The 13,808-nt window shown below is 68.6% G+C and carries 13 protein-coding genes; 4 read left to right on the top strand and 9 right to left on the bottom strand.

The features are described 5' to 3' along the window. Nucleotides 1-120: 120 nt before the first annotated feature. A complete protein-coding gene (locus IRT45_RS10255; protein ID WP_194805626.1) occupies nucleotides 121-357 on the bottom strand; it encodes a hypothetical protein in 237 nt (78 codons plus the stop codon). A 108-nt stretch (nucleotides 358-465) separates the two neighbouring features. Here IRT45_RS10255 and IRT45_RS10250 point away from each other — a divergent pair, with 108 nt between their 5' ends. Both IRT45_RS10250 and ilvA read left to right on the top strand, forming a co-directional pair. Beyond that, on the top strand, nucleotides 466-909 hold the full coding sequence (locus IRT45_RS10250; RefSeq protein WP_194805625.1) for a nitroreductase family deazaflavin-dependent oxidoreductase: 444 nt from the start codon (nucleotides 466-468) through the stop codon (nucleotides 907-909). A gap of 126 nt (nucleotides 910-1,035) precedes the next feature. Then, nucleotides 1,036-2,391 carry a threonine ammonia-lyase IlvA gene (gene ilvA / locus IRT45_RS10245; protein ID WP_194805624.1) on the top strand — a complete coding sequence of 452 codons (1,356 nt, stop codon included), beginning with the start codon at nucleotides 1,036-1,038 and terminating at the stop codon, nucleotides 2,389-2,391. Between the two features lie 60 nt (nucleotides 2,392-2,451). Here ilvA and IRT45_RS10240 read toward each other — a convergent pair whose 3' ends face one another. After that, entirely contained in the window at nucleotides 2,452-3,702 is a 1,251-nt protein-coding gene (locus tag IRT45_RS10240) for a serine hydrolase domain-containing protein (RefSeq protein ID WP_194805623.1), read from the bottom strand. Between the two features lie 286 nt (nucleotides 3,703-3,988). On the opposite strand from IRT45_RS10240, the gene IRT45_RS10235 reads away from it, so the two are divergent. Continuing rightward, nucleotides 3,989-5,365 (top strand): alpha/beta fold hydrolase, encoded by a 1,377-nt coding sequence (locus IRT45_RS10235; RefSeq protein ID WP_309240878.1) that lies wholly within the window; start codon nucleotides 3,989-3,991, stop codon nucleotides 5,363-5,365. 21 nt (nucleotides 5,366-5,386) lie between these two features. On the opposite strand, the gene IRT45_RS10230 is transcribed toward IRT45_RS10235, so the two are convergent. Beyond that, nucleotides 5,387-6,190, bottom strand: coding sequence for a tachylectin-related carbohydrate-binding protein (locus tag IRT45_RS10230; RefSeq protein WP_194805621.1), 804 nt, complete (start codon nucleotides 6,188-6,190; stop codon nucleotides 5,387-5,389). Between the two features lie 224 nt (nucleotides 6,191-6,414). On the opposite strand from IRT45_RS10230, the gene IRT45_RS10225 reads away from it, so the two are divergent. Continuing rightward, nucleotides 6,415-7,032, top strand: a complete 618-nt coding sequence (locus IRT45_RS10225) for a class I SAM-dependent methyltransferase (RefSeq protein ID WP_194805620.1) — start codon at nucleotides 6,415-6,417, stop codon at nucleotides 7,030-7,032. 55 nt (nucleotides 7,033-7,087) lie between these two features. On the opposite strand, the gene IRT45_RS10220 is transcribed toward IRT45_RS10225, so the two are convergent. From IRT45_RS10220 to IRT45_RS10195, 6 genes are all read right to left on the bottom strand, one after another. Next, nucleotides 7,088-7,501, bottom strand: a complete 414-nt coding sequence (locus tag IRT45_RS10220) for a VOC family protein (RefSeq protein ID WP_194805674.1) — start codon at nucleotides 7,499-7,501, stop codon at nucleotides 7,088-7,090. 79 nt (nucleotides 7,502-7,580) lie between these two features. Beyond that, nucleotides 7,581-8,507, bottom strand: a complete 927-nt coding sequence (gene rarD, locus IRT45_RS10215) for an EamA family transporter RarD (RefSeq protein WP_194805673.1) — start codon at nucleotides 8,505-8,507, stop codon at nucleotides 7,581-7,583. Nucleotides 8,508-8,688: 181 nt separating this feature from the next. Further along, nucleotides 8,689-9,528, bottom strand: coding sequence for a PhzF family phenazine biosynthesis protein (locus IRT45_RS10210; protein ID WP_194805619.1), 840 nt, complete (start codon nucleotides 9,526-9,528; stop codon nucleotides 8,689-8,691). Between the two features lie 93 nt (nucleotides 9,529-9,621). Beyond that, nucleotides 9,622-12,069: an HAD-IC family P-type ATPase gene (locus IRT45_RS10205; protein ID WP_194805618.1), complete on the bottom strand. Its 2,448-nt coding sequence runs from the start codon at nucleotides 12,067-12,069 to the stop codon at nucleotides 9,622-9,624. Between the two features lie 99 nt (nucleotides 12,070-12,168). Next, on the bottom strand, nucleotides 12,169-13,080 hold the full coding sequence (locus tag IRT45_RS10200) for an ADP-ribosylglycohydrolase family protein (RefSeq protein WP_309240877.1): 912 nt from the start codon (nucleotides 13,078-13,080) through the stop codon (nucleotides 12,169-12,171). A 60-nt stretch (nucleotides 13,081-13,140) separates the two neighbouring features. Next, nucleotides 13,141-13,800 (bottom strand): hypothetical protein, encoded by a 660-nt coding sequence (locus IRT45_RS10195; protein WP_309240876.1) that lies wholly within the window; start codon nucleotides 13,798-13,800, stop codon nucleotides 13,141-13,143. Nucleotides 13,801-13,808: the final 8 nt, after the last annotated feature.

Below are 13,808 nucleotides of genomic sequence, written 5' to 3'. Positions count from 1 at the left end.
GCCGCATTCCGACCGCGCGTCGCGCCGCCGTCCGCTACCGAGATCAGCGCATCGCCGACGGGAGCATGCTCGACGTAAGGCTGGGGCCCTGTCAGCCCGTGGACCGCTACAGAGAGCGGGTCAGTCGGTGTGATGCGGGCGATCCGTCGCGACTCCCACGACCCAGCGCAGTGCCGCGACCCCCGCGCCGACCAGTACGGCGAGCTGCGCCGACCCGGTGATCAGGCCCAGCATCAGCGCGAGCAGCAGACCCAGCGCGACGGCCTCGAGTTTGTACACCGGCCACGACACGCCGGCGAGCCGCACCGTATGCGTGGCACGGCGGACCGGGCGAACGATGGCGCTGACCGCTGTCATGTCGTCAGGTTACACGTATCCCGAAGTTCGGTCCACCGAACATTTGCGGCGATCCGGTCACGAACGACGCCGGGAACACATCCGCGGAGCTCGATTGTTATGCCGGGCATGCCACTCACCGGAGAATACGCACCCAGCCCGTCCGACTGGTCCCGCGAGCAGGCCGAGACGTACGAAGCCTCCAACGGGACACAAGCCAACACCCTGCTCGACCGCGGAATTCCGATCATCCTGGTCACCAGTGTCGGCGCCAAGACCGGCAAACTGCGCAAGACTCCGCTGATGCGCGTCGAGCACAACGGCGAGTACGCGGCGGTGGCCTCCCTCGGCGGCGCCCCGAAGCATCCCGTCTGGTACTACAACCTCAAGGCCAATCCGACCGTCGAACTGCGCGACGGCGATGTGGTCAAGGACTACATCGCGCACGAGGTGACCGGCGAGGAGAAGGCCGTGTGGTGGGAGCGCGCGGTCGCGGCCTACCCGGACTACGCCGACTATCAGAAGAAGACCACCCGCGAGATCCCGGTTTTCGTCCTGACCCCGAAGTCCTGATTCAGCGGTGCGCGATCACCGTTGCGACGCCCGGCCCTCGGTCCGGGCGTCGCCGGTTTCCGGGCGTACCGGACCGCTGGGGAAACTGCCGCGCGCCGCACCTACCGCGCCCGATAGCATGTTCGGGTGCCTGAACCGCTGGATGTCGTAGAGAAAGTATCCGCTCCGCTGCCCGAACTGAGCGCGGACGAGATCGACGCGGCCGCCAAGCGAATTTCCGACATCGTCGAGCCGACGCCGCTGCAGCGAATCGAGCGGTTGTCGGCGGCCACCGGCGCGAACGTCTACCTCAAGCGTGAGGACCTCACCGCGGTCCGCTCCTACAAGCTGCGCGGCGCCTACAACCTGATCGTGCAACTCGATGCCACCGAACGCGCGGCCGGCGTCGTCACCGCCAGCGCCGGCAATCACGCCCAGGGTGTGGCCTTCGCCTGCCGCGCGATGGGCATCCAGGGCCGCATCTACGTGCCGACCACCACACCCAAGCAGAAACGCGACCGCATCCGCGCCCACGGCGGCGAATTCGTGGAATTGATCGCCGTCGGCGACACCTTCGACGCGGCGGCCGCGGCGGCCGCCGACGACGTCGCCCGCACCGGCGCCACCATGGTCCCGCCGTTCGACGACGCCCGCACCGCGGCCGGGCAGGGCACCGTGGCGGTGGAGATCCTCGAACAGCTGCCGGCCGCCCCCGATCTGGTGATCATCCCCGTCGGCGGTGGCGGTTGCCTGGCCGGCATCGGCACCTACCTGCGCGACCGCTCGCATACCACCGCCATCCTGGGCGTCGAACCGGCGGGCGCGGCCTCGATGACGGCCGCACTCGTCGCGGGCGGGCCGGTCACGCTGCCGCAGATCGATCCGTTCGTCGACGGCGCCGCCGTACGGCGGGTAGGCGACCTGCCCTACGCCACGGTGTCGAAGTTCGGTGGGCGCGTGGTGTCGCATGCGTCGCTTCCCCTGCTCATCGGCACCGAATCCCCCAGGGGCGCAGGCTCATTCCGGATGATGCAGATCGACGAGGGCGCCATCTGCACCGCCATGCTCGAGCTGTATCAGAACGAGGGTGTGATCGCCGAACCGGCGGGTGCGCTGGCGGTGGCCGCGCTGACCGAGATCGATATCGAGCCGGGGTCGACGGTGGTGTGCCTGCTGTCGGGCGGCAACAACGACATCTCACGCTACGGCGAGATCATCGAGCGCTCGCTGGTGCACCGGGGCCTCAAACACTATTTCCTGGTGAACTTCCCGCAGGAACCCGGTGCGCTGCGCCGCTTCCTCGACGAGGTACTCGGCCCCGACGACGACATCACCCTGTTCGAATACGTCAAGCGCAACAATCGGGAGACCGGGGCCGCGCTGGTCGGCATCGAACTGGGCGCGCGCTCCGGCCTGGCGGCACTGCTGGCGCGCATGGACGACTCGCCGATCCAATGCCAGCAGCTGGATCCCGACTCCCCCACCTACCAGTACCTCACCTGATCTCCCCCGGCGAACTGCCCTCTGCCGCGGAATCTCCTGCGGCACAGGGCAGTTCGACGTTCACGCGGCGCGGCGCTGCGACGTGCGGCGGCCGTCACGCGTGGCCCGGGCGCCGCGCATCACCAGCGGCAGCACCCAGGCCGCGGCCAGCTGATCCCAGACGAACGACTGGGGCGTGAACCGGTTGTGCACGAAGCCGACCGACAGACCCAGGCGCGGTTCCGCCCAGCCGAACGACCCGGCCAGCCCGATATGGCCGAACCCGGAGGACGCCCCCGGGATCGGGAAGGTGTGATAGCCCAGATGCCACATCATCGGCAAGTAGAACAGGGCGTGATCGAGCCGGTGGGTCTGCACGCGCCGGATCTGGCGCATGGTCTGCGCCGACAGATACCGGCGACCGGCGATCATGCCGCCGTCGGCGAGCACACCGTAGACCTGCGCCAGTGCGTTCGCGGTGAACACGCCGTTGCCGGCGGGCATCTCGGTCGCGAGGATGGACGGTTCGTCACCGTCGAACAGAGCGTGCAAGCCCGGCAGGAACAGCGCGCGAGTCGCGGCGCCGGTCGGCCCCGGGAAACGTCCGGCCTGCCCGAGGAGCAGGGCACCCAGCGCGGTTCCGGCCACGGCCAGCCGGGATCCGGCGAGCGCGGCGACGGTGGTGCCCGAGTCGGGCGCCGGACGCCCGAGATGCAGGCCGTCGATGCCCAGCGGCTCGGAGACCTCGGTGCGGAACAGCTCGCGCATACTCGTGCCGGTGACCGCCCGGGCCAGGCCCGCCAGCAGCCAGCCGTAGGTGAGGGCGTGGTAGGCGGGCACCCCCAGCAACCGGTCGGGCGCGGCGGCCGCCAGGCGGTGTTCCATGAGTTCGTGGTCGAGCACCTCGTCGAGTCCACCGGCGACGGGCGGTAGCGAGGACAGTCCGGCGCGGTGAGTGAGCAACTGCGCCACCGTGATTCGCGCTTTGCCCGCCGCACCGAATTCCGGCCAGTATTCGGCCACCGGAGCGGAGTAGTCGATCAGGCCGCGGTCGGCCAGGCGATGGATGACGGTGGAAGAGATGCCCTTGGTCGCGGAGAACGCGACACTGCCCGTCTCGCGGGTCCAGGGCGTGCTGAGATCGGAGTAGCCGGTCCAGACATCGACCACCGGCTCACCGTGCCGAAGCACGGTCAGACCGCCTCCGGCTCCGGCACGGCCCCCGACGATCCGTGCGAAATTACGCACCAAGGGTTCGAACTCGACCGCGGCCGAGCCACGCACACCTGCGGGCAGAGCCGCAGAACCTGCGGGTAAAGCGTCGTTGCTCACAAAGCCTACGGTACGGGCGTACCGTTGTGCGGGCAACGACGTTGTCCGCACGGTGACACCCCCGAGACCGGTTCGACGCGGACCGCACGCGGCGCTGCCCCTGCCTGTGACCTCCCGGGCCGCTTCGACAACCCGTGTCGTGACCTGCCGAAACAGCCCTGCGTATGCGACGGTGTGTCATGGTTGAGACATGCGATCGTTGCGGTCTGAGAGCTCCGATTTACCGGGATCCCGCGGCCGGGCGGGGACACCGCCGACATCGCGGCGGCATCGGAACCTGATCGCGGTGGTCGCCACGCTCCTCGCCGTGGCCCTGGTGGCGGCCTGCTCGAGTTCCGACAAGGTGACCGCCACGCCGCGCCCCGCACCGGTGACCGGCGACTGGAACGGGGTGCTGCCGCTGCCGAATCAGCAGCTGCCGGTCGGGGTGACCTTCACCGAAGACGGTGGGAGCGTGACGGTTCCGGCGCAGGGCATCTTCGATCTGCCCCTCGAACAGGTCGATATCGCGCCGGATGCGATCGCCTTCACCATTCCCGGACTGCCGGGCGATCCGCACTTCAACGGCCGCTACGACCGTCGCGCCGATGTCGTCACCGGCACCTTCACCCAGTCCGGTCACGATCTGGCGCTGACCCTGCATCGCGGGAAAGTGCCGGCCCCGCTGCGCCCGCAGGAGCCGCGTCCGCCGTGGCCGTATCTCTCCGAGGACGTCGGCTACCGCAGCAGCGACGGCACCACCATCGCCGGGACGCTCACCCGGCCGCGAGGGCCGGGACCGTATCCGGCGGTCGTCCTGGTATCCGGCAGCGGACCCCAGGATCGCAACGAGGAGATCGCCGGGCACAAACCGTTCCTGCTGCTCGCCGATACGCTCACCCGCGCCGGATACGCCGTCCTGCGCACCGACGACCGAGGCGTGGGCGGCACCGGCGGACAGCTCGATACCTGCAGTTACACCGACCTCACCGACGACATCATGGCCGGGCTGGGCTATCTGCGCAGCCGTCCCGATATCGACGGCAACCACATCGGCCTGCTCGGCCACAGCGAGGGTGGCTATCTCGCACCGCTGGCCGCCACCCGCCCCGACAGCCGGCTCGCCTTCGTGATCATGATGGCCGGGCCCGCGGTGCCGGGCTCGGAGGTGCTGCTCGCACAGAACCAGCTGCTGCTGCGCAGCGAGCACGCCGACGCGGACGCCATCCGCAAGCAGGTCGGCTACATCACCACGCTGACCACGTTGATCCGCACCGGTGACGACGAGCAGGTTCGCCGCTTCGCCACCGAACACAACGACTCGCTACCGCCGGAGCAGCGCCAGTCACAATCGGCGCTCGATCACCTGACGACGCCGTACTTCCAGGCTTTGGTCGACTACGACCCGGCACCGGCCCTGCAGGCGCTGCGCATTCCGGTGCTGGCCTTCTACGGAACCAAGGACGTGCAGGTTCCCGCCGCCCAGAACGCCCCGGCCGCCCGGGCGAACCTGGCGGGCAACCCGAATGCCGACGTCCACGTCTTCGACGGCCTCAACCATCTGATGCAGCCCGCCGATACCGGCAGCCCGAAGGAATATCCGACCATCGAAACGACGATCGCGCCCGAGGTGCTGAACTACATCACCACGTGGCTCGGCAAATACGTCACGCCGGTGCCGTAGCGATCCGGGCGGCGTGGACGCTCAGACGAGGTGGAGATAGGTGTCGCCGCTGAACACCGTGCGGTAGATGTCCCAGCCGCCGCTGATCTTCTTCCCACCTTCACCGGCCTCCCACGTGGCAGTGCCGTCCCGCCAGCCGGCGTGGCGATACCACTGCAGATCACCATTCGGCTTGATGCCGTAGATCGCACCGTCGTAGCCGGCGAACACGGTGTCGTAGATGTTCCAGCCACCACTGATCTTTATCCCGCCCGCACCGGCGGTCCACCTGGCGGTACCGTCGACCCAGCCGTCGTGGCGATACCAGTGCAGATCGCCGTTCGGCTTGATGCCGTAGATCACGCCGAGGTAGCTGCCGAACACGGTGTCGTAGATGTTCCAGCCACCACTGACCCTGTTACCGCCCGCACCGGCGGTCCACCTGGCAGTACCGTCCTCCCACCCGTCGTGGCGATACCACTGCAGATCACCGTTCGGCTTGATGCCGTAGATCACGCCGCGGCCGATGCTGAATACCGTGTCGTAGCTGCCCCAGCCGCCACTGATTCTGTTGCCGCCCGCACCGGCGGTCCAGTACGCGCCGCCGTCCTGCCATCCGTCGTGGCGATACCACTGCAGATCACCGTCCGGTTTGACGGCGTAGATCACGCCGCTGTCGCGGCCGCTGAACACCGTGGAGTAGATGTCCCAGCCGCCACTGATCTTCTTCCCGCCCTCACCTGCCGTCCAATAGGCTCCGCCGCTCTGGACGCCGTCGTGGCGATACCATTGCAGATCGCCATCCGACTTGATTCCGTACATCGCAGTGCCGACAACCGTGGTCATTTCCGTTCCTACCTTTTCTGTCGCGAGTGAGATGCTGTCGTCCTGTCGACGACATCGCGGTTGCCCGGCCAACCTTCGCCGATAATTTCAGGACGCCGGGCCGCGAACACCCGTAGTCGACTACTCGTTTTCGGGACATAGACGACAAATTGCAGCCAGCGGCATACGTCACCCCGGTGCCCTGGCGGGTAGCGGCGCGCAGCGCGACTTGACACAGTGAGGGGGTGGGAATCTACAGCGAGCGGGTGCTGCCGCGGTTGATCGATCGGGTGTGCGGAGTGGCGGCCAACGACCGGTTGCGCCGCCGGGTGTGCGCCGGGTTGCGCGGCCGGGTGGTGGAGATCGGCTTCGGCTCGGGTCGCAACGTGCCGTTCTATCCCGCCGGGGTGAGTCGCGTCAGTGCCGTGGAACCGGCGGATCTGGGGTGGCGGCTGGCGGCGAAGCGGGTCGCGGATTCCCCGGTGCCGGTGGAGCGGGCCGGACTGGACGGACAGGCATTGCCGTTCGCGGACAACAGTTTCGACAGCGCGTTGTCGACCTGGACGCTGTGCACGATTCCGGATATCGCCGTCGCGCTGCGGGAGGTGCGGCGAGTTCTGGTGCCCGGCGCCACGTTCCATTTCGTCGAGCACGGTCTGGCGCCGGATGCGAAGGTGCGCAGCTGGCAGCATCGGCTCGATCCGATCCAGCAGGTGATCGCGGGTGGCTGCCACCTGAACCGCGATATCCGCGGAGCACTGGAGGAGGCCGGATTCGAGATCATCGAGCTGGATCGGTTCTACGATTCCGCGGCGCCGAAGACGTTTGCCGCACTGTCGCTCGGTATCGCCGTCTCGCCCTGACAATTCGATATCGGAAAAGCCGGCGGCCGAAGCGAATTCGGCCGCCGGTCGCGCGCTACCGCTGTTCGCCGGTCGCCGCCGGCCAACCGCCGTACGGTACGGTCAGCAATTCCATATAGTGACCGCTGGGGTCGAGGAAATAGATTCCGCGACCGCCGTCGTTGTGGTTGATCTCGCCTTCCCGGCTCTGCTGCGGATCGGCCCAGAACGGCAGTCCGCGCTCCCGGATCTTCGCGTAGGCCGCGTCGAATTCGGGTTCGGAGACCAGCAGGGCGTAATGCTGCGGCTGAATCTCGGTGATATGCGGCGGGACTGGGGCGAAGTCGAAGGTGACGCCGTTGTGCACGGTGACCGGAATGAACGGACCCCACGGCGTTCCCACACTCAACCCCAGAATATCGGCCCAGAATTGCGCCGATTCCCGATTGTCACGACAGCCGACAATGGTGTGGTTGAACTGGATGGACAGGATTTCTCCTCTGATAGTGACGATCCCGACCCCGGACCGGTACTCGTCGGCCTACGGGAGCATCGCCACGAATCCGACATTAACTCAGCGCGTCCCGCCGTGCCAAGCGCCGGGATCGCCGCAGCGCGTCCCCGGTGAAGACCGCCAGCGCCGTCCAGATCAGCCCGAATCCGATCCAGCGCGAGGCCGGCATCGGCTCGTGGCCCACCAGCACTCCCCACGCCAATTGCAGTGCGGGAGTGAGATATTGCAGAATCCCCATGGTCGACAGCGGCACCCTCGACGCCGCGAAGGCGAACAGCAACAGCGGGATCAGCGTCACCGGTCCGGTGGCGACCATCAAGGCGGTGTGCCCGGCGCCGTGCCCGAACTCGGCGTCCCCGCGCACGCCCAGCGCGACGACGACCGCCAGCGCGAACGGCGCGGACACCACGCCCTCGGCGGCGACGCTGCGCATCGGGTCGAGCCGGATCACCTTCTTCACCAGACCGTAGGTGGCGAACGAACAGGCCAGTACGAGCGCGATCACCGGCGGCTTGCCGTAGTCGACGGTCAGCACCACCACCGCGGCCCCGCCGAGCCCGAGCGCGACCCACTGCGGCCACACCAGCCGCTCCCGGAACAACACGACCGCGAAAAGGACCGTGACCAGTGGATTGATGAAATATCCGAGCGCGCATTCCACCACGTGACCCGAGGTCACGCCGTAGACGTAGGTACCCCAGTTGATCGAGATCGCCGCCGCGGCGACCGCCGCCAAGCGCCAGGTGCGCCCATCGATCGCCCCCAGTTCACGCAACCGCCCGGCCGCCAGCAGCAACACCAGCACCACGACCAGAGTCCACAGAATTCGCTGCGCCAGGATCTCCACCGGCCCCGCGAAGTCGAGCAATCCGAAGAAGGCGGGAAACATTCCCCAGATCAGATACGCTCCCGCCCCGACCGCCACCCCGCCACCGGTGAGCGATCGCCCGAGCCGCCGCACCGAACCACCCGCGCCGGACATCTCCTCCGCACCGCTCACCGATCCACGCACCCGCACGAGCGGCACGCTACTTCCGTCCGGCAACATCTGTCGAGCAGGTTTCGGACAGCGCTCTCGTCGATACCGCACGGATCCCGGCGCGATTGCGGTACCGATCCTGCCCAGGAGCACCGACCGAAGGCGTGCGGCTCGTCCCGTCTCCTCAGTGCGGAAGGGACAGGGTTTCCTCGTGCGGCAGCCGGACCACGCCGTCGAGGTAACGGTGGCAGCGGCCGGTCAGCAACACCCGGGAGCCGCTCACCGTGCACCGCAGACGGCCGGTGCGGGCGGACAACTGGCGGGCCGATAATTCCCCGCGGCCGAGATCGCGAGCCCACAGCGGTGCCAGCTGGGCATGCGCCGAGCCGGTGACCGGATCCTCGTCGACGCCGACACCGGGAGCGAAGAAGCGGGACACGAAATCGCAGCGGTCGCCGGGCGCGGTGAGGATCACACCGCGCCGCAGCGCCGGGAAGGCGGCGAAACGAGGGCGAGCCTGGCGCACTTCGGCTTCGGTGGCGACCACCACCACCTCGTCCTGGCCGGTCAGCACGCGCACCGGCCGCACCCCGAGCGCCGCGATCAGATCCGGGTCCGGGACGGTATCCACCGATTCCACCAGCGGCAGGTCGAGTTCGAGCTCCGCGCCGTCGCGTTCGACGCCGAGCCAGCCGCTGCGGGTGAAAAAGTGCAGCCGGTCGGCGGTGGGATGCATATCGTCGAAGATCTGCGCCGCGGTGGCGAGGGTGGCGTGCCCGCACAGGTCGACCTCGGTGGCCGGGGTGAACCAGCGCAGCCAGAACGCCGGGCCGTCACCGGGCGGCAAGCCGGCCTCCACCGGCAGCGCCGAGGTGTAGAAGGCCGTCTCGGACAGCCGGTTCTCCTCGGCCAGCCGCTGCAGCAGCTCGTCGGGCAACCAGCCCAGCAGCGGCATCACCGCCGCCGGATTACCCGTGAAGGGCGCATCCGCGAACGCATCGATCTGATGCAGCAGGACCTCCATACTGCCGAAGGTACCCGCGTTGCGAATCGATGCGTGGCACAAGGACGTTCACGGCGCGCCATACCATGCGACCAGTTGACGCGCCGTCACGGCTCAATCGTTGTGCCCCACGGGCTTCCGGCCCGGCGAATCCGGGAACAGGTGCCGCTGTTCGCCGGTCACCATCGCGGTGATCCACCACGCCAGCTCCACCAGCACGACGCCGACGGCGCCGCAGGCGAAGGCCACCCCGGTCAGCTCGGCGTTCGACGGGTCGAGTTTGAAGAAGTGGCGGGTGAACGGCACCGTGAACAGGATCAGATAGCCCGCGATCGAACCGGCGATGAGCGCGATCTTCCACCAGTTCCACGGCCGCGCCACGATCGCCAGCACCCACACCGCGATCACCAGCAGCGTGATCAGCGCCGTCGTGCCGATCTGCACCTCGCGCGCCTCGGCCGGCAGACTCTGGTCCGCACTCCAGTAGGCGATCAGGTAGGCGATGAAGGTCATTACCCCGATCACCGTGCCGGAGGGGATCGCCAGCCGCAGCACCCGCGGCACGAAACCCGTTCGCGCCCTTTCGTTGTTGGGCGCCAGCGAGAGGATGAAGGCCGGGATTCCGATGGTGAACCAGGCGGCGATGGTGACGTGGCGCGGCAGGAACGGATACGACAGCGGGGCGTAATCGAAGATCTGCGATCCGATGCCGGCCACGCCGACCAGGAAGGCCAGCAGGACCGAGTACACGGTCTTGGTGAGGAACAGGTTCGAGACGCGCTCGATATTGCCGATCACCCGCCGGCCCTCGCCCACCACGTACGGCAGGGTGGCGAAACGGTTGTCCAGCAACACGATCTGCGCGACCGCGCGGGTGGCCGGACTGCCCGACCCCATCGCGACACCGATATCGGCATCCTTGAGCGCCAGCACATCGTTGACGCCGTCGCCGGTCATGGCGACGGTGTGCCCGCGCGACTGCAACGCCCCCACCATCGCCCGCTTCTGATCCGGGCGGACGCGGCCGAAGGTGGTTTCGCGGTCCAGCACATCGGCCAATTCGCCCTGAGCGGTGGGCAATCGGCGCGCGTCGACGGCATGGTCACCGCCGGGCAGGCCGAGCGAGGACGCCACCGCGCCCACCGACACCGCGTTGTCGCCGGAGATCACCTTGATCGAGACATCCTGGCCGGCAAAGTAATCCAGTGTTTCGCGCGCATCCGGGCGCACTTTCTGTTCCAGCACCACCAGCGCCTGCGGCGTCACCGTGCCCGGCGCGTCCGGGTCGTCGACGGGCCGATCCGAGGAGGCCAGCAGCAGCACCCGCAGGCCCTGCGCGCCGATGTCCTGCGCCGTGGCGGCGATGCCGGAATCGGGATCGAGCAGCACGTCCGGTGCGCCGAGCAGCCAGTTGCCGTGCTCGCCGTAGGACAGGCCGCTCCACTTCCTGGCCGAGCTGAACGGCGCGACGGCGGTGGACGACCAGCCCGGATCCTGCGTCATGGCCTCGGCGATGGCGAGCACGCTGGCGTTGGGACGCGGATCGTCGTGGGCGAGCGCGGCCAGCACCGAGCGCAACCGCTGTTCGGGCACATCGCCGACCACCCGCAGCTCCGACAGCCGCATCCCGTTCTCGGTGAGGGTGCCGGTCTTGTCCGCGCACACCACGTCGACCCGGGCCAGGCCCTCGATCGCCGGCAGCTCCTGAACCAGGCATTTGCGCTGACCCAGCCGCACGACGCCGACCGCGAACGCGATCGAGGTCATCAGCACCAGGCCCTCCGGCACCATCGGGACGAGCGCGGCGACCATACCGTTCAGCGCGTGCTGCCAGCTCTGATGACTGGAGAACAACTGGTTGTAGATCGTGACCAGACCCGCCGGAAGCAGCAGGTAGGTGATGACCTTCAGGATGATGTCGATACCGCTGCGCAGCTCCGAATCGACCAGCGTGAATTTCGACGCCTCGTGCGCCAGCTGCGCGGCATAGGCGTCCTTGCCGACCTTGGTGGCGCGGTAGGCGCCCGATCCGGCGACCACATAACTGCCGGACATCACCTTCGCGCCGACCGTTTTGTCGATCGGATCGGCCTCACCGGTGAGCAGGGATTCGTCGACCTCGAGCAGTTCGCATTCGACGACCTCGCCGTCGACCACGATCTGGTCACCGGGACCCAGTTCGATCAGATCGTCGAGCACCACATCCTTCGGGCCGACCTCGGTAGCGGCGCCGTCGCGGCGCACCACCGGCTTGGCCTGACCGACGATGGCGAGTTTGTCCAGGGTCTGCTTGGCGCGCAACTCCTGCACGATGCCGACCACGCTGTTGGCCACGATCAGCAGGCCGAACATGCCGTCGATGATCGATCCGGTGGCCAGGACCAGCACGAACAGGACACCGAGGATGGCGTTGATCCGGGTGAACACATTGGCCCGGACGATGTCGGCAACCGATCGGCTCGCCCGATCCGGCACGTCGTTGGTCTGCCCGTCACGAACGCGCAGTGCGACCTCGGCCGCGGTCAGACCCGGTGCGCGCGCTTGCTGCTCGGTGATCGACATGTTCGACAGCCTAGAGCGTTTCCGGCGAATCGGACGCCATCCGGTACCGGACACCGGGGCGGGCAACCATCCAGCATCCGGCCGGGTGCGGTGCGCGGTTCAGCGATCGACGATGCGACGGGTGAGCGCGACCAGATCGTCACCGCGCAGCCGCGGATATCCGTGCAGCAGCGCGACCCACTGCGGCGGGATCGCCGAGGCGCCCCAGCGGGCGCCCAGTAATCCGCCCGCGATGGCGGCGGTGGTATCGGTATCGCCGCCCGCGCGCACGGCCGCTTCCAGCGCGGCCGGCAGGGATTCGGTGTGGGTGATCGCCCACCATGCCGTCTGCAGCGCGTGCACCACCCAGCCGTTCTTCGGAAAGTCCGAGGGATCGCCGGATTCGGCCTCGTCCAGCAGAGCGGCCCAGAAATCGGCGTCCACGAAGGCCAGGCCGCCGCGCACGCCGTCGTAGTCGCCGTAGAGCACCGCGTGCCGGATCGCCCACGACCACAGCACGCACGCCTCGCCGGCCCGCACATCGCTGTGGGTGAGTTCGCTCACCGCCCGGGCGGCGCGGGCGCAGTTGTCCGGATCGTCGAGATAACACAGGGCCACCGGCGCGGTACGCATCAGCGATCCGTTGCCGCCGGTGAGCCCGTCGAGTTCGAAGGAGCGGCGGCGCATATCGGCCGCGTCCGCGCTGCGCCACTGCAGCACCTGACTGGTCTGATAGCCGACGTCCTTGGGCCGGCTGTCCCACCAGCGCACGAACTGGCGGGCGACGGCGTCCAAGCCCGCCGGGTGGTGCAGGGCACCGTGTTCGGCCGCCGCGAGCGCGACACCCACTGCCATCGCGGTGTCGTCGGTCCACTCCCCCGGCTCCCACCGCAGCGAGCCGCCGCCGCGCATCTCGATCACCGAATCCGCTGCCGGATGGGTGAATTCGTAGCCGGCGCCCAAAGCGTCACCGGCGGCGGTCCCCAGCAGCACCCCCTGCGCTCTGTCCCGCAGCCCTGCGTCTCGATCCACCGGCACGTCCTCTCCCCTCGCCTGCCTCGATTATGCCGGGTGGCAGCGACAGCGCCGGGCTCAGTGGTCGGGGATCGGGCCGTCGTCGGGTCCCGGCGCGACGACGTCGATGTGTTCGGGCAGGAGCGGCAACACGGCGAACGCACCCGCGGAGGCATCCGGCGGCAGCGCCTGCACGCTGCGAATCTCGCTGCGGGAGGCCAGACCTCGCAACTGAGCGAGGGTGCCGCGGACCACCAGATTCACCGCGCAGGCGCAGCCGGAGTGCAGACGCGCGGCCAGCACCGCCGCGAGGCGCCGCGTGCGTTCGTCGTCGGCCTGCACGTGATCCATCGCGCCCGCGGCCGCCGCCTGCGCGGCCCGCAGCGCGGGGGTCCCGGCCGGAACCGGCACCGTGATCACCGGGGTGTACACGCGGTCGATCGGAACGTGATAGAGCACCTGCGAAATACGCAGTCCCGCACCGATTTCGACGACGCTGTCGGTGGTCAGCCCGGTGCTCGCGGCCGCCAGCGCCCAGCGGGGCGCGGTATCGGCGCCGGACAGCGACTCGTGCGCGCGCTCGAGATAGTCCGCGACACGTTCGCCGGAGTCCGGCCCGAGCCGGTCGGTGCCGAGGATCGAGGCACGCGGCGGCCGCGCCCAGCCCAACGCGACCACGGCGATCACCAACACCACCACGACCACGAAACCGGCTGCGGCGCGCCACTTCTCACTCACCGGCCGCA

Source organism: Nocardia sp. BSTN01 (assembly GCF_015354405.1).
GTDB lineage: Bacteria > Actinomycetota > Actinomycetes > Mycobacteriales > Mycobacteriaceae > Nocardia.
This window is presented reverse-complemented; position numbering and strand designations above follow the sequence as displayed.

What these genes read in the sequence shown, in the direction of transcription:
- rarD (WP_194805673.1), bottom strand. Translation starts at nt 8,507, where the DNA reads ATGTCCGGCGCGGGTGGTTCGGTGCGGCGGCTCGGGCGATCGCTCACC.
- IRT45_RS10230 (WP_194805621.1), bottom strand. Translation starts at nt 6,190, where the DNA reads ATGACCACGGTTGTCGGCACTGCGATGTACGGAATCAAGTCGGATGGC.
- IRT45_RS10210 (WP_194805619.1), bottom strand. Translation starts at nt 9,528, where the DNA reads ATGGAGGTCCTGCTGCATCAGATCGATGCGTTCGCGGATGCGCCCTTC.
- IRT45_RS10255 (WP_194805626.1), bottom strand. Translation starts at nt 357, where the DNA reads ATGACAGCGGTCAGCGCCATCGTTCGCCCGGTCCGCCGTGCCACGCAT.
- IRT45_RS10250 (WP_194805625.1), top strand. Translation starts at nt 466, where the DNA reads ATGCCACTCACCGGAGAATACGCACCCAGCCCGTCCGACTGGTCCCGC.
- IRT45_RS10205 (WP_194805618.1), bottom strand. Translation starts at nt 12,069, where the DNA reads ATGTCGATCACCGAGCAGCAAGCGCGCGCACCGGGTCTGACCGCGGCC.